Source organism: Micromonospora zamorensis (assembly GCF_900090275.1).
In the GTDB taxonomy this organism is placed as follows: domain Bacteria; phylum Actinomycetota; class Actinomycetes; order Mycobacteriales; family Micromonosporaceae; genus Micromonospora; species Micromonospora zamorensis.
In genome coordinates, this window is record NZ_LT607755.1 from 985656 (window position 1) to 1010379 (window position 24724).

The 24724-nt window shown below is 72.2% G+C and carries 18 protein-coding genes and 5 tRNA genes; 11 read left to right on the plus strand and 12 right to left on the minus strand.

Annotated elements, in window-relative coordinates:
• Positions 1-145: 145 nt before the first annotated feature.
• Positions 146-727 carry a TIGR03086 family metal-binding protein gene (locus GA0070619_RS04510; protein ID WP_088946898.1) on the minus strand — a complete coding sequence of 194 codons (582 nt, stop codon included), beginning with the start codon at positions 725-727 and terminating at the stop codon, positions 146-148.
• A gap of 80 nt (positions 728-807) precedes the next feature.
• Positions 808-1410 carry a TetR/AcrR family transcriptional regulator gene (locus GA0070619_RS04515; RefSeq protein ID WP_088946899.1) on the minus strand — a complete coding sequence of 201 codons (603 nt, stop codon included), beginning with the start codon at positions 1408-1410 and terminating at the stop codon, positions 808-810.
• A 388-nt stretch (positions 1411-1798) separates the two neighbouring features.
• Between GA0070619_RS04515 and GA0070619_RS04520 the strand changes: the two genes are divergently transcribed.
• From GA0070619_RS04520 to GA0070619_RS04530, 3 genes are all read left to right on the plus strand, one after another.
• Positions 1799-1871, plus strand: a tRNA-Gly gene (locus GA0070619_RS04520).
• Between the two features lie 34 nt (positions 1872-1905).
• Positions 1906-1976 (plus strand) — tRNA-Cys (locus GA0070619_RS04525).
• Between the two features lie 13 nt (positions 1977-1989).
• Positions 1990-2064: transfer RNA gene (locus tag GA0070619_RS04530), tRNA-Val, on the plus strand.
• Positions 2065-2122: 58 nt separating this feature from the next.
• Here GA0070619_RS04530 and GA0070619_RS04535 read toward each other — a convergent pair.
• Positions 2123-2581 (minus strand): winged helix-turn-helix domain-containing protein, encoded by a 459-nt coding sequence (locus GA0070619_RS04535; RefSeq protein ID WP_088951547.1) that lies wholly within the window; start codon positions 2579-2581, stop codon positions 2123-2125.
• 350 nt (positions 2582-2931) lie between these two features.
• Here GA0070619_RS04535 and GA0070619_RS04540 point away from each other — a divergent pair, with 350 nt between their 5' ends.
• Positions 2932-3183: a hypothetical protein gene (locus GA0070619_RS04540; RefSeq protein WP_197699589.1), complete on the plus strand. Its 252-nt coding sequence runs from the start codon at positions 2932-2934 to the stop codon at positions 3181-3183.
• Between the two features lie 64 nt (positions 3184-3247).
• On the opposite strand, the gene GA0070619_RS04545 is transcribed toward GA0070619_RS04540, so the two are convergent.
• Entirely contained in the window at positions 3248-3490 is a 243-nt protein-coding gene (locus GA0070619_RS04545; protein ID WP_088946900.1) for a DUF6458 family protein, read from the minus strand.
• Positions 3491-3638: 148 nt separating this feature from the next.
• Here GA0070619_RS04545 and GA0070619_RS04550 point away from each other — a divergent pair.
• A tRNA-Gly gene (locus GA0070619_RS04550) sits at positions 3639-3711 on the plus strand.
• Between the two features lie 26 nt (positions 3712-3737).
• Positions 3738-3812, plus strand: a tRNA-Val gene (locus GA0070619_RS04555).
• Between the two features lie 40 nt (positions 3813-3852).
• On the opposite strand, the gene GA0070619_RS04560 is transcribed toward GA0070619_RS04555, so the two are convergent.
• From GA0070619_RS04560 to GA0070619_RS04575, 4 genes are read right to left on the minus strand one after another with little or no spacing between them, the layout of a single operon-like run.
• Positions 3853-6606 (minus strand): FtsX-like permease family protein, encoded by a 2754-nt coding sequence (locus GA0070619_RS04560; protein WP_088946901.1) that lies wholly within the window; start codon positions 6604-6606, stop codon positions 3853-3855.
• The gene (locus GA0070619_RS04565) at positions 6603-9770 is read right to left on the minus strand and encodes an FtsX-like permease family protein (RefSeq protein WP_088946902.1); all 3168 of its coding nucleotides are present in this window, start codon (positions 9768-9770) and stop codon (positions 6603-6605) included. Before GA0070619_RS04565 ends, GA0070619_RS04560 begins: the two co-directional genes overlap by 4 nt.
• A 7-nt stretch (positions 9771-9777) precedes the next feature.
• The gene (locus tag GA0070619_RS04570) at positions 9778-10500 is read right to left on the minus strand and encodes an ABC transporter ATP-binding protein (RefSeq protein WP_088946903.1); all 723 of its coding nucleotides are present in this window, start codon (positions 10498-10500) and stop codon (positions 9778-9780) included.
• Positions 10497-11429 carry an ABC transporter ATP-binding protein gene (locus GA0070619_RS04575; protein ID WP_088946904.1) on the minus strand — a complete coding sequence of 311 codons (933 nt, stop codon included), beginning with the start codon at positions 11427-11429 and terminating at the stop codon, positions 10497-10499. The genes GA0070619_RS04570 and GA0070619_RS04575 overlap by 4 nt, the downstream gene beginning before the upstream one ends.
• 261 nt (positions 11430-11690) lie before the next feature.
• On the opposite strand from GA0070619_RS04575, the gene GA0070619_RS04580 reads away from it, so the two are divergent.
• A complete protein-coding gene (locus GA0070619_RS04580; protein WP_088946905.1) occupies positions 11691-12683 on the plus strand; it encodes an NAD-dependent epimerase/dehydratase family protein in 993 nt (330 codons plus the stop codon).
• Between the two features lie 8 nt (positions 12684-12691).
• Here the strand turns inward: GA0070619_RS04580 and GA0070619_RS04585 are convergent, their stop codons facing one another.
• The gene (locus GA0070619_RS04585) at positions 12692-13687 is read right to left on the minus strand and encodes an Acg family FMN-binding oxidoreductase (RefSeq protein ID WP_406085371.1); all 996 of its coding nucleotides are present in this window, start codon (positions 13685-13687) and stop codon (positions 12692-12694) included.
• A gap of 229 nt (positions 13688-13916) precedes the next feature.
• On the opposite strand from GA0070619_RS04585, the gene GA0070619_RS04590 reads away from it, so the two are divergent.
• Complete coding sequence (locus GA0070619_RS04590) at positions 13917-16262, plus strand: heavy metal translocating P-type ATPase (RefSeq protein ID WP_088951548.1); 2346 nt, start codon at positions 13917-13919, stop codon at positions 16260-16262.
• A gap of 48 nt (positions 16263-16310) precedes the next feature.
• Here the strand turns inward: GA0070619_RS04590 and GA0070619_RS04595 are convergent, their stop codons facing one another.
• Together GA0070619_RS04595 and GA0070619_RS04600 are read right to left on the minus strand one after the other, a co-directional pair.
• Entirely contained in the window at positions 16311-17168 is an 858-nt protein-coding gene (locus GA0070619_RS04595; RefSeq protein WP_088951549.1) for a universal stress protein, read from the minus strand.
• 11 nt (positions 17169-17179) lie between these two features.
• Complete coding sequence (locus tag GA0070619_RS04600; RefSeq protein ID WP_088946907.1) at positions 17180-19573, minus strand: phosphoketolase family protein; 2394 nt, start codon at positions 19571-19573, stop codon at positions 17180-17182.
• A 581-nt stretch (positions 19574-20154) separates the two neighbouring features.
• On the opposite strand from GA0070619_RS04600, the gene GA0070619_RS04605 reads away from it, so the two are divergent.
• Positions 20155-22761 carry a GDSL-type esterase/lipase family protein gene (locus GA0070619_RS04605; protein ID WP_088946908.1) on the plus strand — a complete coding sequence of 869 codons (2607 nt, stop codon included), beginning with the start codon at positions 20155-20157 and terminating at the stop codon, positions 22759-22761.
• A 53-nt stretch (positions 22762-22814) separates the two neighbouring features.
• Here GA0070619_RS04605 and GA0070619_RS04610 read toward each other — a convergent pair whose 3' ends face one another.
• Positions 22815-23675 carry a universal stress protein gene (locus GA0070619_RS04610; protein WP_088946909.1) on the minus strand — a complete coding sequence of 287 codons (861 nt, stop codon included), beginning with the start codon at positions 23673-23675 and terminating at the stop codon, positions 22815-22817.
• A 154-nt stretch (positions 23676-23829) separates the two neighbouring features.
• Between GA0070619_RS04610 and GA0070619_RS04615 the strand changes: the two genes are divergently transcribed.
• The gene (locus GA0070619_RS04615) at positions 23830-24066 is read left to right on the plus strand and encodes an HTH domain-containing protein (RefSeq protein WP_088946910.1); all 237 of its coding nucleotides are present in this window, start codon (positions 23830-23832) and stop codon (positions 24064-24066) included.
• Positions 24066-24644 (plus strand): Clp protease N-terminal domain-containing protein, encoded by a 579-nt coding sequence (locus GA0070619_RS04620; RefSeq protein ID WP_088946911.1) that lies wholly within the window; start codon positions 24066-24068, stop codon positions 24642-24644. The genes GA0070619_RS04615 and GA0070619_RS04620 overlap by 1 nt, the downstream gene beginning before the upstream one ends.
• The last annotated feature ends 80 nt before the right edge of the window (positions 24645-24724 follow it).

Below are 24724 nucleotides of genomic sequence, written 5' to 3' on the forward strand. Positions count from 1 at the left end.
ACGACGACGGCCACCACCTACGGTGGCGGCCGTCGCGCTGGTGCCGCCGCTGTGGCGGCGGGTGAAGGATGGGCGGGTGCCCGCCCCAACGGTGGCGACGGCACACGGGGGCGTCCACCGCCGGAGCGTGACGCCGCGGGAGGGGTCAGTCGCTCGGTGCCCAGTCGGGGTCGCGGCCGAAGGCGGCCAGGAGGTGGTCCTGCTCGTCGGCGTCGTCGGGCACCCGCACCCCGGTCCGGACCAGGTTGTTGCGCCGGTAGTCGTCGATCTCGTTGGCGAACCACCGGGCGGCCACGCGCACGGCGTCCGGGTCGAGCCGAGGCTGTACGCCGATCGCCACCGCCACGTCCCAGCCGTGGATGAGGTGCTCGGCGAGGAGTTGCTGGAGGTATTCCGCGGCGGGGGTGTCGCCACCGGAGAGGTGCACGGTGCGGTCGATCGTGCCGGGATGGGTGGCGGCGATCTCGGCCTGCGCGGCCGCCTCCCGCGCCGCCGTGATCGGGTCGGCGCCGAGCTGGTCACCGTCGAGTCGGTCGCCGACCTCCTCGATGGTCCGGCCGGCGAGCAGCGGAACGCTCCACCGGTCCTCGTTCACCACGTGGTTTACCAGCGTGCGCACGTCCCAGTCCGAGCAGGGTGTCGGGTCGGACCACTGGCCGGGCTCGACCTGGTCCACCCGGTCGACGAACTCGGCCAGGCTCCGGCGGTACGCCTCCAGCAGATCCATGCTGCCGATTGTTCCGGTCCACGGGGCGGGCCGAGCCGTTTTGCCCGGCCTGGTGTGGGTGATTGCGCTGGCCGCCCGGCTCAGTCCAGGTCGGTGGGGTCCAGGCCGAGCTCCCGGGCGGTGACCAGCCGGACCCACTCGCCGAACTGCCGGCGGGAGATCACCCGGTCGTGCACGGCGAGTTGGACGGCGAGGCCGTCCATGACCGCGCTGATCCGCCAGGCGGCCCCGTCCGGGTCGGCGCACTGGAAGGTGCCGTCGGCCACGCCCGCCGAGATCACCGCCGCCAGGTCCTGACGCCAGCGCAGGTCGAGTCGGCGGGAGACCTTCTCCAACTCCGGCGTACGCAGCGACTCGGACCAGCCGTCGATCCACATCGACCACGAGGCACCACGGCCGGCCGGTGTGTAGAGCTTGAGGATCCGGCGGAGCTTGGTCAGCGGTGGGGCCGAGGACCGGGTCACCACGTCCAGTCTGGCGAGATCCTGCTCGACCGCGTACGCGAACGCCTGTGAGAGCAACCGCTCCTTGGTGGCGAAGTGGTAGAAAACCAGTGCCTGACTCACGCCGGCGGCCTGCGCCACATCCGCCGTTCGGGTATTGGCCAGCCCGCGCTCCACGATCACGTCACAGGCGGTGCGCAGCAGGGCATCCAGGCGGATCTCGGCCGCACGTCTCGTCACGACCGTTACCGTAGCCCATCCGAGTGAACACGAACAGTTACCACCGCACCCTGATCCGCGCTGCGACAGTCGGAAGCCGGACACTTTCTCAGGCCCTCTTCGGTCGTTCTCCAAGGAGTGTCCGTCGAGGTCCGCCGGCACGAGCTGATGCGCGCGTACACCCTTCTCGCGACCTGCGACACGATGATGACGATGATTGCCTAATGGTTTCGGAGGGTGACCGTCCGCAACGAATGGCGGCATCAGGCCAGCCCCCTAGGAAGCCCTGCGGGACGGCGCTGATCCCACCCGCGCCGAGGGTGGGACGCGCCGAGGCGACCCCGAGTTGGCAGTCGTTCACCGGCTCGGCTAAAGTTCTCATCCGTCACCCGGGAACGTCCGGGGGCGTGCGGACGTAGCGCAGCTGGTAGCGCATCACCTTGCCAAGGTGAGGGTCGCGGGTTCGAATCCCGTCGTCCGCTCGGAGCTGCCGCCACGCATGACGGGGGCAACCTCGGTGGGGTGGCCGAGAGGCGAGGCAACGGCCTGCAAAGCCGTCTACGCGGGTTCAAATCCCGTCCCCACCTCGGCAACAAGCACGGGCGATTGGCGCAGTGGGAGCGCGCTTCCTTGACACGGAAGAGGTCACTGGTTCAAACCCAGTATCGCCCACCACAGAGAACGGCTCGTCACCGAAAGCCCGGTGACGAGCCGTTCTGCTTATCCCTGCGGCTCATCCGACGCTGAGCCGGTAACCGATCCCGCGAACGGTGTGCACGCGCAGGGTGTCGTCGGCGGCGCGCAGTTTGCGGCGTAACCGCTTGACGGCCGAGTGCAGGATCGACGTGTCGCCGAGGTACGCGCAGCCCCAGACCGACTCGAAGAGCCTCTCGTACGTCCAGACTCCGAGCGGTGCGGTGGCGAGCTGGGTGAGCAGGCGGCGCTCGAGTCGGGTCAGGGCCAGCGGTTGTCCACGCCACGTCACCAGATGGCCGAGCGGGTCGATCGTGAGGTCACCGAGACTGGTCCGGCCGGCGGTGCCGGCGGGAGCGGCTGCGGCGGGAGTGGGAACGGCTGCGGAGGTGGAGAGCCGCGCCGGCCGGCTGCTGGCCGGCGGGCCGATCATCGCCTGCAACTCCGCGAGGTCGGTGCAGATCACCAGGGTGCCGAGGCCGTTCAGGCGCCGCACCATCCGCTCGCGCACCGACACGTCGGCGGTCACGCAGAATACGAGGGACACATCGTCGATCACTGTTGTACCTCCCCAGGGCCAGTGAAAGACAACGCTGTCTGAACCCCGTAGTCAATGGTTTCCGCACCCCGTGACCCGTTCGGGTTCGCTGACTACGCGCTCTCCGCTTCGCCCGCACACCGCGTTCTGCGCGAAGCCGAGCGGATCAGGCTGGCTCAGAATCTCCCGTTCGATCGCCGCGGCCACGCCCTCCGCCGGGATTCCGGACACCCGGGCACAGGCCGGCACGAACGAGGCCAGCTCGGTGGTTTCGGCGCCGAGGACGACCAGGTCTCATCGTCGGCGCGTCGATGGAGCGCGCACACCAGGACCAGCGGGTCGCCGACCGGCTCCGGTCGACGACGCAGTCCCTGGAGTCGGCGCTCTACGACCTGCTGGCCGAGGCGCAGCTGCGGGGCCAGATCACGTCCGCTCGCAGCGCCACCGATCTGGCCGGCTTCCTGGTGACCAGCCTCCAGGGTCTTCGGGTGATGGGCGCCATCAACCCGGACCGGGCGGCGCTGACGCGCTACGCCGAGGTCGCGCTCACCTGCCTGGACTGAGTGGGGTGTCGCGCGCACGGGCCGACCACCTCGATCGAGGCGGCCGGCCCGTGACGTTGAGCCCTCACAGCGGAGGCGCGATGTCCCGCCGCTCCTCGACCTGGCGGTACTCCACCGGCTGCTCGGTGGTGGTGACGACCTGGCGGCGACGACTGAAGATCAGCGTGGTCATGATCAGGCCGAGCACGCCGGCTCCCATCAGGATCCAGCCGACCACGTCCAGGTCGATGCCGCCGACGCTCGCATCCAGCGCGAAGGTGAGAATCGCGCCGAGCGCGATGAGGAAGATGCTGGTGCCGATACCCACGACAGCCTCCTTAAGGGGGTGTGGTGTGCTGTCGAGATTCCTCAATACCCCGCTGCCGACCAGTGCAACCGCAACCGCCCAGGGTGCCGCGCCAAGCGATCTTGGTATCAGGTAGAGTTCACCTGTCGCCGGCGGTTGTCGGGGACGTGCGGACGTAGCGCAGCTGGTAGCGCATCACCTTGCCAAGGTGAGGGTCGCGGGTTCGAATCCCGTCGTCCGCTCGCGATGTGCCCCACGGGGCCACCACGGGCGATTGGCGCAGTGGGAGCGCGCTTCCTTGACACGGAAGAGGTCACTGGTTCAAACCCAGTATCGCCCACCACCCTGGCAGCCGGGCTCCGCCCGGTTCTGCCAGTAACCGGCTACTCACCGGCACGGAGAACCTCGCTCAGCCGGTCCCGTCGCCGCAGCGCAGACTCGACAGGTATGACCGCGGCGGCCGTCGCCAGCAGCGCCACGCTCACCAGGCCCAGCAGCCACCACGGCAGCACCGCCGCCGGTTCGGTGGCTTGGCCGGTGAGCAGCCGCAGGTCGAGCGGGCCGAGAGTCAGGCGTGCGAGCAGGGCCCCGAGCGGCGGGCCGCACACCGCAACGACCACGACCGGCGGCAGCAGCTCTCCGGCGGCGACCCAGCGGGCGTCGCGCGGCCGCAGGCCGAGGGTCCGCAGCCGGGTCAGGGTCTGCCACCGCTCCGACGCACCGGCGGCGGCGGCGAGCGTGAGGCCGAGCAACCCCAGCGCCAGCAGCACCGCGGCGGCCGTCCACGCCAGCCGTAGCAGCCCAGCGGTCAGCGGAGCCACTCGCTGCGCCCGCAGGACGTCCGTGCGCAGCACGACGTCGGCGGCTAAGCCGGTGTTCGACATGGCCCGCGACGCGCCGGGGCCGGTCACCCAGACGGTGTTCGGAACGGCGGGCAGCCCGGCGTCGGCGAGGGCCTCGGCGTCCACTATGACGATGTCGTCGGCACCGCCGACGGAGGGAGCGGTACCGACCGCGGCGAGACGAATCGCCGGGGCACCGTCGCGGGGTAGCTGCAGCTGCGTGCCGGTCCGCAGGTTGCCGTCGCTCGATCGGACCAGCGCTGGGACGTCCCCGGGGCCGGGTGCCGTGAGGCGGGCCAGCGCCGGCGCGTCGGGCAGCGGAGTGGTGGCCAGCAGGCGCTGGAACGCGGCGGCGTCCACGATGACCAGACGTGGGGTGAGCAATGTCGATTCGGTGAAGACGCGTGCCGAGTCGGTCACCTGCGCGACGACGACCTGCCCTACCCCGGGTGCGGCGGCGATGCGCTCGGCGAGTGCGGGCGTGGCCGCCTCGGCGTCGGCGCCGACGTCGAGGCGGGCGTCGCCACCGACGCTGCTCCACGCGCCGTCGTCCAGACCCCGGGTGACGGTCGTGCCGAGGATGAGCGCGAACGACGCGAGCGCCGTGGTGCTGACCAGAACCAGCAACGGCAGCGCGCGCCCGGCCGTTGTGGCCGCCTGGGCGGCACCGAACACGGCCAGCGGGCGGCGCGAACGCAGGGCCCCTCGGAGCGCGAACCGTGCCCCGAGCGGCAGCAGCCGGAGCAGGACAAGCGCGCCGACGAGCGCGCCCAGAGTGAGGGCGCTGATCGGCAGGATCAGGTCGCCGGTCAGCTCAGCGGTGTCGCCGTCGGAGGCGACGGGCAGGAGCCCACGCTGGTGCAGTGTGACGAAGGCGGCGACCGCGGCGATCAGGACCGCGGCCTCCACTGCGGCGCGCCGCAGTTGACCGGTGGCCCGGATCCAGCGCCGGGCGGCCGGGTTGGCGGGTTGGCGCCGGTCGCGGCTGGCGCGGGCGGCGGCGAGGGTGCCGAATGCCGGCCCGGCGACGGCGCCGGCCAGGACCACGGGGACGGCCCAGGTCCAGGAGACGCCCGGAGCGGCCGCGCGGGCGAGTGCGAGCCCGACGGCGGCGGCCGACAGGGACACCACTGTGGACTCTGTGATCAGTTCCGCACCGAGGTCGGGTAGCGCCGCCCCACGCTGCCGGGCGGCGCTCAGCACCGGGGTACGGCGGCGGACCAGCAGGTCGGCGGCGAGCAGCAGGACCAGTGCCGTGGCGGTCAGCACTCCGGTGAGCAGGACGGCGGCCTGTGCGAAAGCAGCGCTGTTCCGTGTACGGGCGTCGCGTAGGGCGGTGTCGAGCTGCGACTCCCACTTCAGGGTCTGGCCGCGGTCGCTTGATGAGCCGGAGGCTGCCTTGAGCTTGACCACCTGGCTGGCGAGCGCCGCGGTGGCGTCCCAGCTGAGCGCGTCGGGAGCGGGTGCGAAGTGGACGGTACGTCGCAGTTGGTCCTCGTCGATGGCGAGCCGGGCGTCCGGCAACGACTCGCGCGACAGCAGGCCGGCGAACCGGGTGATGCCCACGCCGTCGGCGCCGGCCACGGGGCGCAGGAGTGCAGGAGCCAGGAGCCAGGCGGGGTCGGCGCTGTCCGCGGGTCGGTAGATCCCGCTGACCCGGATGTCCTTGTCGCGACCCTGGCCGTCCCTGACCGGGATTCGGTCGCCGGGGCCGAGATCGAGTGCGGTGGCGTCCTCCTCGGAGAGGCCGACCTGCACCGGCCAGGGCGGTCCGTCGTAGGGGGTCTCGACGTACTCGTCGGAGACGGTGGGGCCGGGTGGGCTGCCGGCGATCCAGGTCACGTCCGGGCCGCCGAGGTCACCGGCCAGGTAGGTGAACTGGAAGGTACGCGGCAGGCTGCCGCCGGTGATGTTGAGGACCGGGCCGTTGACAGCGGCGACGGGTGGGAGCAGCGCGGCGTCCAGGTCGGGGCCGAGCGCGTAGGTCGCCTGGGCGCGGAAGTCGTCGAGCTCCTCCCCGAGGCGGGGCATCCGGACCCGTCCGCCGGTCGGCCCGTCGTCGCGTTCCCAGTTGGCGTGCACGAGGACGTTCGAGTCGTGGCCGGCGCGGCGAACCGTGTCCTGGACGGCGTCGTCGGCGGCGGCGCGCAGCAGCGCCGGCGCGGCCCCGGCGAGCAGCGTGACGGCCGCGATGACGGCGGCGGTGAGCAGCAGTGGCCCCGCGTCGGTACGGCCACGGCCGCGGATGCTGGGCCAGTGCAGCGCCGGCCACCGGCGGGTCAGCCACCGGTTCACGGCGACACCCGCAGGTGCGCGGCGTCGGCCCGGCGGACCTGGACGGTGACCACGACGGCGACCGCCAGCATGCATCCGGCCAGCAGTACGGCGAGCAGTGCGGCCTCGGCTGGCCACGGCCAGTGTGGCTGGGTGGCCGGGACGGGCGCGGCGCCGGTGTCGGAGCGCACGAGCAGGGGAGCGACGACGCGGGTGGCGAGCGCGCCGACGACGGCGCCCGCCGCGAGCAGGGGCAGCAGAACGCCGGCGTGCTGGCCGAGCAGCACGGCCCGGATGCCGCGCCGGGACATCCCCAGGCCGCGCAGCCGCGCCACCTCGACGGCGCGGACCTGCAGATCACAGGTGACGTGCAGGACGACGCCGGCGAGCAGCAGCAGGGCCGTGGCCGGGACGATGAGCCGGAGCGCGGCCGGCAGCCCGGCGCGCAGTGGGCCGCCGGTGAGGCGGGCGGTCTCCGCCTCGCGGGTCGCGACGGTGCCCAGGTGCAGGGCGGTGGCCCGCTCGGCGGCGCCGGGACCGGCCGGGTGGCCGACCCACCAGGCGTCGACCGGGAACGTCAGGTCGCCGGTGACGGCGCGTGCGCGGGACAGCGTGTCCAGGTCGGCCAGGACGGCTACGGCGCCGGGGGCGGACGGTACGGTCGGCACGACCTCGGTGACGACGACCGGGACGGGCGTGATGCCGACCGTGACGCTGAGCTGGCTGCCGTTCTCGGCACCGACCTCGCTGGCAAAGCGGGCGGAGACGGCGACGGGCACCGGGCCGGGGTCCGGGAAGGCGGTGGCGACGAGGGTTCGGGCGGCGTCCTCGGCGCCGTCGAGGTCGACGGTCGCGGCCATCCGTAGCGCGGATCCCGTCGGCGTGGCGGACACCATGACGGTCGGGTCTCTCAACTTGCTCGGGACCGGCGGTGCGGACGTGGCGGTCCAGTCCGATCCGTCAGTGGATCTCTCCGTCGACCCGGCGGGCGGCACGGTGAGTGTGACGGCTACGGCGACGGGTCCGCCAACCCCGTCGGCGGTGACCGGCAGGGCGACAGCGACGAGGCGCTGCCCGTCGGCCGTCGCGCAGGCGGGCAGCCGATGCTCCTGGCCGTCGAGCGGTAGGGCGGGACCGGTGCAGGACGTGCGCAGACCGCTGGCGTCCTGCAGCAGCAGCCGGGGCGTCACGGTGAGCGGTGCGTCGTCGTCGGCGGTCCCGCTCAGGACGAGCGGGGCGCCTTTCCCGATGGCGAGGCCGGTGACCCGGGTGCGCGGCGCCAGCGTGGCGCCGACGCCCGCCCATCCGCGGTCACTGTCCAGCCGCCCGCGCAGCAGCGCGTCGGCGCGGGTGGTGTCGACGGCGATCAGGCGCGGCGCATCGCCGGCGGTGCCGAGCCACTGACCGACGGAGGTACCACGGTCGAGGGCCGGACTGACCACCCCCGCGGTGACCGCGCTGACGACCGCGCCCTCTCCGGCGACCGGCGCCGTGCTGAGGGTGAGTGCCAGGTCGGTGCCGACGGAGAGCGCGGCCTGGTCGCGCTGCGACTGGTGCCACGTGCTGTCGAAGGCGAGACCGAAGGTCCCGGCCGCGCAGGCCAGTCCGACGAGCAGCCCGGCGGCGACCGCCTGTGGCCGGCGGGCGGCCTCGGAAGCCGCCAGCGGAAGCGCCAGCCCACGGGCGCGGTACGCCAACCGTTCGGCGCCGCGCAGGGCGGGCATCACCACGCGGAGAGCCAGGGCGGCGCCTGCGGTGAGCAGCAGCGCGGGCGCGAGCACCCGGACGGCATCGGCGCGTGGGCTGGCGGCGGTGGGCTGCGCGTACAGCTGCCACCATCCGGCGGCGGCGAACACCGCGAGCATCAGGTCGGCGCCGGATCGGGCCAGCAGTTCGCGGCGGGTGCCCCGATCGCCGGCTGCCGGGACGGGCCGGATCGCCAGGACGGTGAGGACGGCGGCGAGCACCAGCGCGCCGCCGGTGACCGCGAGGACCTGGGCGCCGGCGATGCCCGGCCGGACGGTCAGGCCGGCGCCGTCCAGCGGCGGCAGGTGGGTCAGGCCGGCGTGCAGGGCCGACGAGGCCGGTGTCGCGAGCGCGGCGGCGACGGCGGCGACGAGCCCGGCCTCGAGTGTCGCGGTGGCGGCGAGTTGGCGACGGTTGGTGCCCAGGGCGGACCGCAGGGCGGTCTCTTCGGCGCGTATGCCCGCTGTCAGCCGGCCGGCGAGGACGAGTGCCGTCGCGGCCAGGACACCGCCGAGGGCGGCGATGGCGAGCACGACGGCGGCGGTGACGTGCCGTTGGTCGTCGGCGGCCCGCAGGGTCAGCGGCAGGTCGGAGGCGACACGGGCGAGCGTGACACGGTCGCCGAGGGTGCCAGCCAACCGGCGGTCGGCACCGCCGACGGCCCCGGCCACCGTCTCCAGGTCGTGGCGGTTGGCGTGGGACAGGTCCGGATGGGCGGTGACCTCCATCCGGTCGACTGTGGCACCGGTGGTGACCAGGTCGGCGAGGTCGACGAGGAACGGGCCGTAGGCGTTGACCGGCTGCAGGAAGCGGCCGTCCCGGTAGCCGGTGGCGGAGCCGGCCGCGGCCAGCGGGTCGCGTTCCCAGCCGCGCCCCGCCAGCGGGCGTACGACACCGACGACTGTCACGTCGATGGCCGGGACGGGCGGGTGGGCCAGCTCGGCGCCCAGGCGCACCCGGTGACCGGGGGTGAGGCCGAGCAGGTGGGCGGTGGACTCCAGCAGCACCGCGTCGCCAGGGTGCTGTGGCCAGCGCCCGGTGACCAGTTCGGCTCGGGCCGGCAGGTCGTCCAGCCCGGACAGGTACGCCTGGGCTCCGACGGTGGTGCCCTTGGCGAGCGTGGGCGGCAGCGCTCGCAGCACCGTCGACGCCCGCGCGGTCGTCGTCACCGGGAACGGTGCGAGCGCGGAGGCCACCACGGTGCGGGTGTCGGCGGCGACGGACCGCGTGTCCCCGCCCTCGACGGTGCCGGTGTAGACGGTCACGTCGACGGCGGCGGGGGCAGCGCGGGCCATGGCGACCTCCAGCGCCCGCTCGGCGGTGCGGGTGACCAGCAGGGTGCAGGTGCCCAGCAGTGTCGCGCCGATCGTGACGACCCCGAGGAGGGCTGCCAGCAACGGCCACTGCGCGCGGGCGCGCCGGCTGACCAGCCTCAGCATCGTCGCGTCACCTGGCGTCCGGCACGGACTCGTACGGCTGCCCGGCTGCCTGTTCGTCGAGGTGCCCGTCGTGGATGCGGATCACCCGGTCGGCCAGGGCCATCATCACCGCGTCGTGCGTCGACACCAACACGGTGACGCCTTCGGATTCGGATATCCCGCGCAGCAGGGCCATCACCGACAGGCCCGTCTCGGCGTCCAGTTGCCCGGTGGGCTCGTCGGCGAGCAGGAGCCGGGGCGAGGCGGCCAGCGCGCGGGCGATCGCCACCCGCTGCTGCTGGCCGCCGGACAGCTCGGCCGGCCGCTGCTGGGCGTGGTCGGCCAGGCCGACCAGTTCCAGCAGCAGCTCGACCCGCCGCTCGCGCTCGGTCGGGGCGACGCGGGCCATCCGCAGCGGGGCGGCGACGTTCTCCGCGGCCGACAGCACCGGGATCAACCCGAAGCTCTGGAAGACGTACGACACCTTCTCGCGCCGCAGCCGGGACAGGCCGTCCTCGTCGAGCGCGGTGACGTCGGTGCCGTCGACGTGCACGGTGCCGGCGTCCGGGCGGTCCAGGCCGCCGATGACGTTGATCAGGGTGGTCTTGCCCGAGCCGGACCGGCCGACGAGCGCCACCATCGAACCGGCGGCCACGTCGAACGACACGCCGCGCAGGGCGTGTACGACGGTCGGCCCGGTGCGGAAGCGCCGGTGTAGGCCACGCACGCTGAGCAACGGCTCGCGGCTCATTCGCCGCTTCCCGAGTCGGGGCGGATCGTGATGTGGTCGGGTTCCAGGGCCAGCCGGACCCGTCGGGTCAGCGCCAGCGCCTGGCGGAACTCACGGGGCACCTGGACCCGCCCGGCCCGGTCCATCACGGCGTACTCCTCGGCGATCACATGCGTGTCGCCCTCGGCGTCGGTGGTGGTGCGGCGGAGCACCTCACTGCTGGTGCGTCCATCCCGGATCGCGACGGTCCGTTCGACCTGGCTGCTGACCTCCGGATCGTGGGTCACCACGACAACGGTGACGCCGTAGCGTCGGTTGACGTCCCGCAGGACGCCGAAGACCTCTGCGGACGTGGCGGCGTCCAGCTCGCCGGTCGGCTCGTCGGCGAGCAGGACCCGCGGCTGGTTGGCCAGCGCCACAGCGATCGCGACGCGCATCTGCTGCCCTCCGGAGAGTTGCCCGGGGCGCCGATCGGCGCAGTCGGCGACACCGAGGCTGTCCAGCAGTTCGGCCGCGCGCTCCCGGCGCTCATCCTTCGCGGTACGGGCCGCCGTCATCGGCAGGTCCACCATCTCCCGTGCGGTCAGGTAGGGGATCAGGTTGCTCGCCGTCTGTTGCCGTACGAACCCGACGGTGTGCCGCCGGTAGTCCACCCGGTCCGCGCGGGACATCGCCAGCAGATTCCACTCCTCGACCCGGACCCGCCCGGCGGTGGGGGCGTCGATGCCGGCCAGGATGGAGAGCAGCGTCGACTTGCCCGACCCGGAGGCGCCGACGACGGCGACCAGCTCACCGCTCTCCACGGCCAGGTCCAGTCCTTGCAGTGCCTGCACCTCGATCGAACCGGTCTGGTAGATCCGCACCAGGTTCTCGCAGACGATGAGCGCGTCCCGGCCGAACTCGGGTGCCCGTGCGGATGGCTGCGGCAGGGACAGCGGTGTGCTGGACATTCCCTGCTCCGTCCGGGTTGTGCTCACGCAGATTGAAGCAGTTTCGCAATCGGCGGCTCCGTTGACCATGCCCTGGGCGGCTTTCCTGCTTTCTGGACGAGGGTGCCGCGGGATCGCGCTGACCGCGACGGCTACGGACCACCCACCCCCGCGACCCGACCGGAATCTCCCAACCACCGGAACCCTGGTTCTGCCACGGGCAGATCCGCTACCGGTGAAACGGGGTGCCGCCCACCGGGCCGCGCCGGCACTGTGGGGCGCATGAGACTGCTGGTGCTGGGTGGTACGGGTTTCGTGGGCGGGGCGACGGTCACCGAGGCCGTGCGGCGGGGTTGGTCGGTGACCGTGTTCAACAGAGGTCTGCACGGCTCGGTGCCCCCGGGCGTACACCGGTTGCGGGGTGACCGCACCTCGCCGGACGGTCTGGCGGCGCTGGCGGGCGGCGAGTGGGACCTGGTGGTGGACACCTGGGATGGCGCGCCTCGCGCGGCCCGCGACGCCGCCCGCGTCCTGGTCGACGCGGTCGGCCACTTCGTGTACGTGTCCAGCGGGTCGGTCTACACCGACCCGGCCGCGCGCGGGTTGAGCGAGGACTCCCTGGTGGTGGACGCCGACCCGGGCGCCGTCGACGGCGACTACCCGCAGCTCAAGTCCGGTGCCGAGCGTGCGGTGCGGGAGGTCTTCGGCGACCGCGCGCTGGTCGCCCGGGCCGGGTTGATCCTGGGCCCGGGGGAGGACATCGGCCGGTTGCCCTGGTGGTTGCGTCGCGTCGAGCGCGGCGGCGACGTGCTCGCGCCCGGGCCGGTCGACCTGCCGGTGCAGTACGTCGACGTTCGCGATCTGGCGGCGTGGATGCTGGACGCGGGCGCCCGGCGGTTGGGCGGCACGTTCAACGCGACCGGTCGTCCCGGGCAGACCACGATGGGTGAGCTGCTCGACGCGTGTGTGGCTGCCACCGGTGCCGACGCCCGGCTGCGCTGGACCGATCCGGCGACGATCCTCGCCGCCGGTGTGCAGGCGTGGAGCGATCTGCCGATCTGGCTGCCGACCGGTCACCCCTACCGGGGGCTGCTGGAGCGGGACGTGACCCGCGCTCTCGCCGCCGGGTTGACCTGCCGGCCGGTGACCGAGACGGTCGACGACACCTGGCGGTGGCTACGCGAGGTCGGCACCGTGCCGTCCCGCGCCGGGCGACCGCTGCACAGCTCGATCGGGCTGGACCCGGCCCGGGAGGCCGCGGTGCTCGCCGGCTGACCGTCCCGTCAGCCCTGCCCGCCGCGCACCGCGGAGGTGTCGACCACCTGCGCGGCGGTCAGTCGCGGCGTGTGCGGTGGGCCCGACTGTGCCGGGTCCGCGATGCCCAACCGCAGCACGATGTACGGGTAGCCGATCACGGAGAGCATCTGCCGCAGGGTCTGCCGGGTGCCTGGCACCTCCACCACGGCGCTGAGCGGCACCACCGACACGCCGAGCCGAGTGGCGGTCAGCCAACCGGCGGACAGCGCCTCCCCTGCACGCAACCAGCTGTCCCGCTCGTCCTCGTCGCCGTGCAGGATCGCGTACACCGCCATACGGTCGTGGCCGGGACTCACGGGCAGGCTGCCGGGGCGGCCGAAGTCGCGACCCGGCACTGTGGTCTGCGGCGGCTGCTCGGGCAGCACCTCCGCCGGCAGGCCGGTGCCCTCGCCGGCGCGGCTGGTCCAGTAACGCAGCTCTGCGCGCAGCTCCGGGTCCTCGGCCTCGATCGTGTCGGCGTGACTGGCGGTCGCGGCCAGCTCCAGCACCTGGTCGCGGTCGAGGATCTGCAACCGGCAGCCCTCCGCGTTGACCGCCCGGGTGATCTGCTCGATCGCCGTGGACGGCACCGGCTCGTCGCTGACCGGCCGCCGGTCGGTGTGCCGGACCTGCATGCACTGCACCATGTGCATGGCGTCCGGGTCTGCCTTTGTCTGGCTCAGGTCGGTCAGTCGGGCCAGCAGCTCGCTGTCGCCCGGGTCGGGCAGTCGCTCCACCACGGCGCGCCACCCCTCGGCCGCCAGCGCGAGCCGTGCGTGGTGCAGGGCGGTGCCACAGCTGATCGCGAGCAGCCGGCCCTCCGGGTCGGAGGCGGCGAGCTGCCGGTCGGCGACCGAGCGCAGCTCCAGCGCGTCGGGCAGCACCCGCCAACGCCACGGCTGGGTGTTGTGCACCGAGGGGGCGTGGCCGGCGGTGGCGGCGGCCTCCGCCAGCGCGGTGGTCAGCTGGTTCTCCTGACTCATGGTCACGACCTTTCCGTCTCTGCTCATCGTGCCGCACGTCGCGTCGCTGTGTCGGGGTTGCCGCCTCATCCTGTGTCATTCGGTGTGTGTCGGCAGGGGCCACAGGTCCCGACCTCGTCGGACCGTTATGCCCTCCGAACCAGTCCGGCGCACCGCCACGACGTCCGTCCACCGGGCGGAACGCACGGTGTCCGACCGCTGGCAGCCCACTGGCTGCGAGGATGCGCAGGTGGGGGCCGAGCCGACCGAGTGCGTACCGGAGCAGCCGGCCCGCGCCCGCGTCCGGCGGTGGTGGGCGTGGGTGCCACTGTTCGGGCTCGGCATCGGGGTGCTGGCCGGGGCGGCGCTGCGGATCGCCGGCCGACCGGATGCGGCCAACCTGATCTGGGCGGCCGTCACGGTGGCCGCGCTGCTGCCGGCCGCCTGGTCGATGCTGCGCTCGCTGTGGCACCGGCACTTCGGCGTGGACGTGATCGCCGTGCTGGCCCTGGCCGGTGCGCTCGGCGTCGGAGAGTACCTGGCGGGAGCGGTCATCGCCGTGATGCTGGCGACCGGGCGGTCGTTGGAGTCGTACGCGCAGCGCCGGGCGACCCGCGACCTGCGGGCGTTGCTGGCGCGCGCTCCGCGTACCGCCCGTCGGCGGGGGCCCGACGGCGCGATCGAGGTGGTGCCGCTGGACCAGGTGGCGGTGGCGGACCGGTTGCTGGTCGGCCCGGGGGACGTGGTGCCGGTCGACGGGACCGTCGACGAGGCGGCCACGCTGGACGAGTCGGTGGTGACCGGGGAGTCGCGGCTGGTCCAGCGCGCCGCCGGGGAGGCGGTGGCCAGCGGTGTGGTCAACGCTGGCGCTGGGTTCGGCATGCGGGCGACGAAGAACGCGGCGCAGAGCACGTACGCCGGGATCGTTCGATTGGCCCAGGAGGCGACCGCCCGCAAGGCCCCGATGGTGCGGCTGGCCGACCGGTACGCCGCCGCGTTCGTGCCGTTCACGCTGGTCCTGGCCGGGTTGGGCTGGCTGCTCTCCGGCGACGTGGTCCGGGCGGTGGCGGTGCTGGTGGTGGCCACCCCCTGCCCGCTGCTGCTGGCCACCCCGATCGCGATCGTGTCCGGCCTGTCCCGGGTGGCCCGGCGCGGGGTCCTGGTCCGCGACGGTGGCGCGCTGGAGCTGCTCGGCCGGGCACGGACGCTGCTGGTGGACAAGACCGGCACGCTGACCGCCGGCCGTCCGCGCGCCGCCGACACGGTCGTCGCACCGGGTGGTGACCGTGACGAGGTCCTGCGCCTCGCGGCCTCGGTCGAGCAGTTGTCTCCGCACGTGCTGGCCACCGCGCTGGTTCGGCAGGCTCGCGATCGTGGGCTGACACTGACCGAGCCGACTGGCGTCACCGAGGAACCGGGACGGGGAGTCAGCGGCCGGGTCGACGGGCGCCTGGTCCGGGTCGGTCAGTTCACCGGGGAGCTGCCCGAGTGGGCGGACCGGGCGCGGGCCCGCACCGAGCTGGCCGGTTGGTCCGCGGTGTGGGTCAGCGACGAGGGTGGACCGCTCGGCGCGATTCTGCTGGAGGATCCGGTGCGCCCCGACGCTCGCCGGACCGTACGCCGGCTGCGTGCGGCGGGGCTGCGGCGGATCGTGCTGGTCACGGGCGACCAAGCAGCCACCGCCGCGCAGGTCGCGGCGATGGTCGGGGTGGACGACGTGCTTGCCCGCTGCACGCCGCAGGAGAAGGTGGCCCGGGTCCGGGCGGAGGCCGACCGGGCGGTCACCGTGATGGTCGGTGACGGGGTGAACGACGCTCCGGCGCTGGCTGAGGCGCACGTGGGCGTGGCGATGGGTGCGACCGGCGCGAGCGCCTCGGCGGACGTGGCGGACGCGGTGCTCACCGTGGACCGGCTGGACCGGCTCGCCGACGCGGTGGAGATCGCCCGGTACGCCCGGCGGATCGCCGTGCAGAGCGCCACCGTCGGGATGGGCTTGGCGGTGCTGGCGATGGTCGTGGCGGCGGTCGGTCGGCTGCCCCCGGTAGCTGGCGCGTTCCTCCAGGAGGGTATCGACGTGCTGGTGATCCTCAACGCGCTGCGGGCACTGCGCGGAGGGCTGCGCCGGCGCGACGTCCCGCCGCGTACCCGGGAGTTGCTCGCCCACTACGCGGCGGAACACCAGGCGGTCCGCGACGTGCTGGCCGGGTTGCGGGACACCGCGGACCTGGTCGCCACCGACCCGGCTTCGCCGAGGTGCCTGCCGGCGGTACGCGAGACGCACCGCCGGCTGACCGAGCGGGTGCTGCCGCACGAGGCTGCCGAGGAGCGACAGCTGTACCCGGCGCTGGCCGACCCGCTGGGCAGCGGCGAGGCGACCTCGACGATGAGCCGGGCGCACGTGGAGATCCACCGCCAGGTGGACCTGCTCGACGCCCAGCTCGCCCAGACCGCCGACGGCCGGCTACGCCCGGACCAGGTCGCCGACCTGCTGGCCACCCTCTACGGCTTGGACGCGGTGCTCCGCCTGCACCTGGCTCAGGAAGAGGAGGAGTTCTTCTCCCTCGACCCGTCCGACCCGGCGCCCGTGCGCCGGTAACCCCGGCCGGGCCGCTCTGCCCACGGGCGCGGCCCAGGCCGATGGATCTCAGCGTTCCCGGACCACCGCCACCGGGCAGTTGGCGTGCTGGATGAGCTGTTGGCTGACCGAGCCGAGCAGCATCCCGGCCAGCCCGCCCCGGCCCCGGCTGCCGACCACCACCAGCCGCGCGTCGCGACTCGCCTCGATCAGCATCGCCGCCGGGCTGGTCGGGACCAGGTCGACAGTCACGGCCAGATCGGGGAACGTCCGCCGCCACGGCTCCAGCGACTGCTCCACAGCGGCCTGCTCGTCGGGCACACCGGCCGCCCCGCCGGGGCCCGGTGTCCAGGCGTGCAGGACGCGCAGCGGCACCTGGCGTTGCGCCGCCCGTTCGGCCGCGAAGCCGAGCGCCACCAGCGACGGTCCCGAGCCGTCCACACCGACGGCCACCCGGCCGGTCGACGCGTCGACCGGAGCGCTGCCGACCCCGTCCCGGACCACGACGACCGGGCAGTGGGCGTGCGCGGCGACCGATATCGCCGTCGACCCGGCCAGCAGACCACCGAAGCCACCGTGACCCCGGCTGCCGAGCACCAGCATGCCCGCCTCCGCTGAGCGTTCCTGCAACACCAGGGCGGGCGGCCCGTCGTACACCTCGCCGGTGATCCGCAGGCCCGGGTTCGCGGCGGCGGCGTCGGCCGCCGCCTTGCGGACCAGCTCCTCGACCTGCCGGCGGGCGGTGTCGTCCGGCCAGACCCCGGGCGCCACGCCGGGGCCGACCCAGCTGGCCACGGTCAACCACTCGAAGACGTACGCCAGCCGCACCGGTTGGCCGCTGTGCCGCGCCTCCTCCAGCGCCCAGTCGAGAGCCACCGAGGCGTCGGTCGAGCCGTCGTAGCCGACCAGGATCTCCGCGTCGCGCACGTCGTTCTCCTTCAGGGGTTGGTCGGGTCGGTTTCGCGGACCCAGCGCCACTCGGCGACCTGCGGGTCGTCCTCGCCGTACTGGCGGGTGTAGTCGCGGGCAGCCTGTCGGGCATCGACCATCCGTTGGCGCAGGTGCGCGGCCCGGGCGCCCAACCCGGGCACCCGGTCGATGACGTCGATGACCAGGTGGAAGCGGTCCAGGTCGTTGAGCATCACCATGTCGAACGGTGTGGTGGTGGTGCCCTCCTCCTTGTAGCCGCGCACGTGCAGGTTGTCGTGGTTGGTACGCCGGTAGGTGAGTCGGTGGATCAGCCACGGGTAACCGTGGTACGCGAAGATGATCGGCCGGTCCGGGGTGAAGATGGTGTCGAATTCCTTGTCCGGCAGGCCGTGCGGGTGTTCGGTGTCCGGCTGGAGTCGCATCAGGTCGACGACGTTGACCAGTCGCACCTTCAGCTCCGGCAGGTGCTGGCGCAGCAGTTCGGCGGCGGCCAGCGTCTCCAGGGTGGGCACGTCCCCGCAGCAGGCGAGCACCACGTCCGGCTCGCTGCCGTCGTCGTTGCTGGCCCAGTCCCAGATGCCCAGGCCGCGGCGGGTGTGCTGGATCGCCTCGGTCATCGTCAGCCAGTTCGGCGACGGCTGCTTGCCGGCCACCACCACGTTGATGTAGTGCCGGCTGCGTAGGCAGTGGTCCATCGTGGCGAGCAGGGTGTTGGCGTCCGGCGGCAGGTAGACCCGGACCACCTCGGCCTTCTTGTTGACCACGTGGTCGATGAAGCCCGGGTCCTGGTGCGAGAAGCCGTTGTGGTCCTGCCGCCAGACATGGCTGGACAGCAGGTAGTTCAGCGAGGCGAGCGGCTGCCGCCAGGGGATGGCCCGGGTCACCTTCAGCCACTTGGCGTGCTGGTTGAGCATCGAGTCGACGATGTGGATGAACGCCTCGTAGCTGGTGAACACGCCGTGCCGGCCGGTCAGGAGATAACCCTCCAACCAGCCCTGGCACAGGTGCTCGGAGAGCACCTCCATGACCCGGCCGTCGGGCGAGAGGTGGTCGTCGCCGGGCACGGTCGCGGCCACCCACGCCCGGTCGGTCACCTCGAAGGCGGCGCCCAGTCGGTTGGAGGCGACCTCGTCCGGGCCGAACAGTCGGAACGTCTGCGGGTTGGCGCTGATCACGTCGCGGATCCACGGGCCGAGAACGCCGGTCGCGCCGGCCATCGGGGTGCCCGGCTCGGGGACCTCCACGCCGTAGTCGCGGAAGTCGGGCAGGGCCAGGTCACGCAGCACCAGGCCGCCGTTGGTGACCGGGTTGGCGCTCATCCGCCGGTCACCGCGCGGCGGCAGCGTCCGCAGCTCGTCGACCGGTGCGCCGGTGGCGTCGAACAGCTCCTCCGGCCGGTAGCTGCGCAGCCACTGCTCCAGCTCGGCCAGGTGCGCCGGGTTGTCGCGTACGCCCGACAGCGGCACCTGGTGGGCGCGGTAGGTGCCCTCCACCTGGGTGCCGTCGACCTCGGCGGGACCGGTCCAGCCCTTCGGCGTCCGCAGGATGATCATCGGCCAGCGGGGGCGTTCGACGACGCCACCGGAGCGGGCCCGCCGCTGGATCTCGGCGATCTCGTCCAGTGCCCGGTCCATCGTCGCGGCGAGCGTGCCATGCACCTGCGCCGGGTCGTCGCCGGCCACCACGTACGGCTGGTAGCCCGAGCCGCGCATGAGGTCGAGCAGGTCGGCCTCGGGGATCCGGGACAGCACGGTCGGGTTGGCGATCTTGTAGCCGTTGAGGTGCAGGATGGGCAGCACCGCCCCGTCGCGGGCCGGGTTGAGGAACACGTTGGAGAGCCAGCTGCCGGCCAGTGGCCCGGTCTCCGCCTCACCGTCGCCGATCACACAGGCCACCACGAGGTCCGGGTGGTCGAACGCGGCGCCGTAGGCGTGGCTCAGCGCGTACCCCAACTCACCGCCCTCGTGGATCGAACCTGGCACGTCCGCCGCCACGTGGCTGGGGATGCCGCCCGGGAAGGAGAACTGGCGGAACAGCTTGGACATCCCGGCCTCGTCGCGCGCCACGTCGTGGTAGCGCTCGGACCAGGTGCCCTCCAGCCAGGTGTTGGCCACGATGGCCGGGCCGCCGTGGCCGGGGCCGGTGACCAGCATGGCGTTGAGGTCGCGGGCGACGATCACCCGGTTGAGGTGGGCGTAGATCAGGTTGAGGCCGGGGCTGGTGCCCCAGTGGCCGAGCAGCCTCGGCTTGATGTCGTCGACTGTCAACGGCTCCCGCAGCAGCGGGTTGTCCAGCAGGTAGATCTGCCCGACGGTGAGGTAGTTCGCGGCGCGCCAGTAGGCGTCCAGCCGGCGCAGCTCGTCTTCGGTCAGAGGGCTGTGCAGGTCAACAGCGGAGTCCATGCTGCGTAAGCCTCTCGCGAAATCGGGGACGTCGCATCCGGTGTCCCGGGTTGTCCCGGCCACGTCCAGCTTCGTCGCCGCCGAGAGGATGGGGCAGGGCCGTTGGTCCCCGCTGGTGCGGACGTGTGTCCCGCCTGGCGCGATGGAGGCCGGTCCGCGAACGGCCCCACCTCCCCGCGCCGCCACATCTTCCCTGACCGAGGGTAGTCGCGTCGGTGCGTCGACGGGGTCGGATCGGCGCTGCGTGAAGGCCGTCGGGGACGTGGTCCGCTCTGGCCGGACCCGCCCGTGGGCCCACCTCGGCTTTCGCTACGTGGGGTGGCTGGGCCGGGGAGACCAACGACTGTGATCGATTCGAGACTTGTAGATCTATGAATTTTACACAAAGATCATCGATGTAAAGAACTGACGACCGACAACTGACGACGGACCATCGACGGCGTACGTCGAGGCGAGCGTCGGATCCCCTACTTGTCCCAGGTCAGGCAGCGGGTGGGCCTGGAAGTCCGGCGCGATGATCCGTCGAAGTCGACTTCCCGATTCCACCCAGCGCACCATGATCGGACAGAAAGAAGTCCTCCATGTCTCATTCCCATAGTCGATCATGGGTGCACAAAAATAGGCGGCACGGCACCCGTCTCACGGCGTTCTTCCTTGCGTTGGTGCTGGTTGTGGCCGGCTCCACCAATATTGGCGTGACCCAGGCGGCCGCCGCCCCAGCGGATGCCGCGTGCTCCGTGCACGGCTCGTCCTTCGACGTCAAGCCGGTCGAGGCGGATGGTATGGGGCTGCGCGTGGGCTGCGCGCGCGACTCCGGGCAATTCCGGCAGTTGGCCAACAATGACGACGATGTCGTGGCGATCCTGGACTTCAATCCTGTGCAGCGCCCTGAGCAATTTCACGAGCTCCTGCTGCAGAAGGTCGCGGTCTTCCATCGCGACCAGACCCAAGGAGGGCTCTCCCTAGGTGAGTCTTTCGCTCGGCAAGCCCGAGAGAGCGGGATGGGCTACTACTCGGGGCCGACCGACACCACGTTCGGCGGAAGCATCCAGGCTCTCGGCAACAGCATAGTGATCGTGGTGCCGGTAGCGGACATCGGCACTACGGGCTTCTGGGATTCCTTCTGGAAGGCGCTGGTGGCCAGCCTCGTCACGGCGGCAGTATCGATCACGATCGGTGGCATTTGCCTAGCCGCCTTCAATGTGGGGGCTCCGCTCGCTGCACCGTTCTGCCTTTCTCTCGGTGGGGCCATTGGCGGAGGTGTGGGCGGGATAGTGCATGTAGCCCTGAAGCAGGAGCCGTTTGACTTCGACGCTTGGGCTGAGATACTGGCGGCCACAGTGGCTGGCGCTCTCTTGGGCTATGGCGCCGGGAGAGCACTGGAGAAACTCGCCCAGACCACACGGCCGATCATTGCCGAGGCCCAAAAGATCCTGCGAGAATTCGCGGATAAATACATTCCCTGGCGAGCTCCTCTGACTTTCCTTGCTAATGCGTTTACACCGGAGCTCGCCGACATTTTTTTCAACGCGGTCGCGCGGTTGCTCCGGGCCGTCAGCCCATCGACGGAAGGCCAGGTCGGGGCTCTCAGGGTCATGGTGGTCGGCGATTCGATGTCCCAGGGTGCCGAGGGTGACTGGACTTGGCGCTACCGGCTGTGGGACTGGTTCAGAGCTCAGAATGTCGCTGTCAACTTCGTCGGTCCCTACTACGGCACCACGCCCCCTGCGGAAGCAACCGGTCCGACTCCGCCGCGTTTGCAAGGGGTTCCCGCCCCTGGGGAGGGCATTCCTCGCGTCTGGGGGCAGTACGCCGCAGGAGCGCCGGCCTTCGACTCCGACCACTTCGCGGTATGGGGCCGCCAAGCGGCCCAGGTCAAGAACGAAATCCGTACGCAGGTAGCGGAGCACAAGCCCGACCTGCTCCTGGTCGGCCTAGGGTTCAACGACCTGGGCTGGTTTGTCGACAACCCCGACGGGACCATCGCCAGCATGAGGACGCTGGTGAGCGAGGCCCGTGCCGCCAATCCCAACATCAAGTTGGCCCTGGCCAACATCCCTCAGCGCACCCGGCTCGGTGTCAACCCGAACCTTCCAGTCAACACCGACCGCTACAACACACTGCTGGCCACCTCGATCCCGTCGTGGAGCACCAGCCAGTCCCCTGTGGCATTGGTCGACTGGCGGGCGAACTACGCCTGCGGGCCCGACAGCTGTCCGGACGGCTACGACGGGCTGCACCCCAACGCCCGCGGCGAGTTCAAGATCGCCCAGGCGTTCGAACGCACCCTCGTCAACAACTTCCGCATCGGGACCAGCGTGCCCGCCATCCCCAACACCATTCCGGCGCGGCCGACCCCCGTGCCGAGAAACGTCGTCGTCGAGCCCGGCCCCCAGGGCCTCAAGGTGACGTGGGATGCGGTCTTCGGTGCCCACGGATACACCGTTCGGTCCCGTCTTGTCGGCTCCGCGGAGTGGGGCGAGTCCAGGGCGGCGACCAACCGCCACGACACGCTCTCTCCCCACGGCCTGAAGTGGGAATACCAGGTCCGCACCGACAACGGCGACACCGATGACCAGAAATCCGCTTGGACGTCCCCGACGGCGCCCATGGTGGCGAGCCCGACGGCTCCTCCGGGTCCGGCGCAGATCGTCACCCGGGCCACCAGCACCGGCTTCGACATCACCTGGGGCGAAACCGTCGGGGCGGTCGAACGTTACGGGGTCATCTACTGGGACCAGGACGATCCGGGCGCATTCCTCGGTGCCGTCGGAATCAGGGGTCACGCGGCCCATATCGACGGTCTGAAAGTCGGCCACCGTTATCTCGTCTCGGTATCGAGTTGGGACACCAGCGGCGGTGGAGGGGTGCCAAATCCCGGCCGCCCTGTCCTGGTCGGCGGCGGAACCCCCGCGGCGCCGAGCGGCCTGAAGGCCAATGCCCTCGACGCCTCAAGCGTCTATCTCACCTGGAACAAATCCACCGGTGCGGCCGGCTATCGCGTCTGGGTCCGCAACCCCATTGATGGCAGTGAGATGACAGCCAGTGATCAGATCATCATGGAAACGACCTGGGGCGTCGGGTTCCTGATCTACGGTGCCTTGAACTACGAATTCTGCGTCACCGCCGTCAACGGTGCGTTGGAAAGCGGAATGTCCAACTGCGTGAAGCCCGTGGGATCGTCCTGACCGTTGTGCTGTGGCGCGGTCGGGTGACCGCGCCACAGCCATGCGGCCCCGGGTCACGGCCGTTGGTCCGGGGTCGGATGGGCGTCGGGCCCGGTCAGCGGCATCTCGGCCAGACCACGGACGACGACCACCGGGGCCGGGGAGTGGTAGAGCAGGGACTGGGCCACGGCACCCAGCATGGCGCGCCCCGGTTCGTCGCCACGGGCGGCGACCACCGCCACCTGTGCCGAGCGGGACATGTCGATCAGCACCTCGGCGGGATCGCCCCGGACGACGCGGCACTCGGTGGGCACCGAGCCGTGGAGATCGGTGTGCCGGGCGAGCGCCTCGCTGAGCTGCTCGGCGACCGCGTCGGTGTCCTCGTCGTACTCCACCACCCGCAGGGCCAGCAGTCGGGCGTCCCTGCGGGCCGCGCACTCCACGGCCCACTGCAGGGCCAGATGTGAGCTGGGTGAGCCGTCCACGCCGACCAGCACCGGCCCCTGCGGGGGCGGTTCGCGGCGGACGACCATCAGCGGGCAGCCGGCCCGCGCGGCCAACTGCACGGCAGACGTCTCGGCCGGAATGCACTGGCCGCTGCCGGCCATACCGCTGTCGCCGACGGCCAGCAGGAATGCCGTCTCGGACCGCCGGATGAGGGTGGGCAGGAGCGCGCTCTCGACGATCTCAGCGCCAACGGTCAGCCCCGGCTCGGTCTGGTGGGCGAGTTGGGCCGCCTGTGTGATCAGTTGCTCGGCCCGGTCGCGGGGCGCGGCGACGGTGTCCGCCGCGAAGGCTGCATGCCAGTCGAAGGTGTGCAGCAGGTGCAGTGGCCGGCCGTGCCCGGCGGCCTCCTGCGCGGCCTGTGCGACGACCGGAAGGTCGAGGTCCGACCCGAGGCCGACCAGCACCGGTGCGTCGGCGGGTGCGGCCATCCGATATCACCTCCCGGGCGTCGCGCCCGGCACGACCAGCCTGTCCTGACCGAGGCTAGTCGGATGGGTTCGGCGGCGGGGCGGTTCTCGTTACGTCACCGTTGTCCGTCAACCAGGGTTGACAATAGTGGCGCTGTCAACGTATGTTGACGGCATGAGTCAGGCGACAGAACTCGCGGCGGCAGCCGGCAGCACCGACCCCCGGGTCGGGCTGCGCGCCGTCCGCGCGCTGCGCCGGCTGCTCGAGCGGCTCGAGGTGGTCCAGGTGGACAACGCCCGTCGACAGGGCTGGTCCTGGCAGGAGATCGCCGACGCGCTCGAGGTCAGCCGGCAGGCGGTGCACAAGAAGCACGCCGGGCGACCGGCGGTCAACCCATCCTGGGAGGCGTGATGTTCGAACGGTTCACCGACCGGGCGCGCGACGTGGTGCGCCGGGCGCTGGAGGAGGCACGGGTCGAGGGCCAGCGCCCGGTCGGCACCGAGCACCTGCTGCTCGCCCTGCTCGCCGACGAGGCCGGGCTGGCCAGCCGGGTGCTCGCCGACGCGGGCGTGCGCGCCGACGACCTGCGCGAGCGCGTCCGCCGGCACACCGCCACCGGCGGCGCGGGCCTCGGCGACGCGGACGCGGCGGCCCTGCGGGAGATCGGCATCGACCTGGCCGCGATCGTGGCCCGCATCGAGCAGTCCTTCGGCCCGGACGCGCTGCGCGAGGCCGTGCCGGCGCCGCGTCGTCGCTGGGGGCGCAAGCGGTTCCTCGGCGGCCCCTTCTCGCCCCGGTCCAAGAAGGTGCTGGAGCTGTCCCTACGCGAGGCGCTGCGCCTGCGCCACAAGCACATCGGCACCGAGCACATCCTGCTGGGCGTCCTCCGTGAAGGTCACGGGCTGGGCGCGCAGGTGCTCACCGAGTCCGGCGTCGACCTTGACGATCTGTGCCGCCGGGTGGAGAGCGCACTACGGGCGGCGGCCTGACAGGTGGGCTCGCGTTGAAACCTGTCTGTGGCACTTTCGACGCGAGCCCCACGCTGGGTCGCTGAAGATGCCCCGGTGAT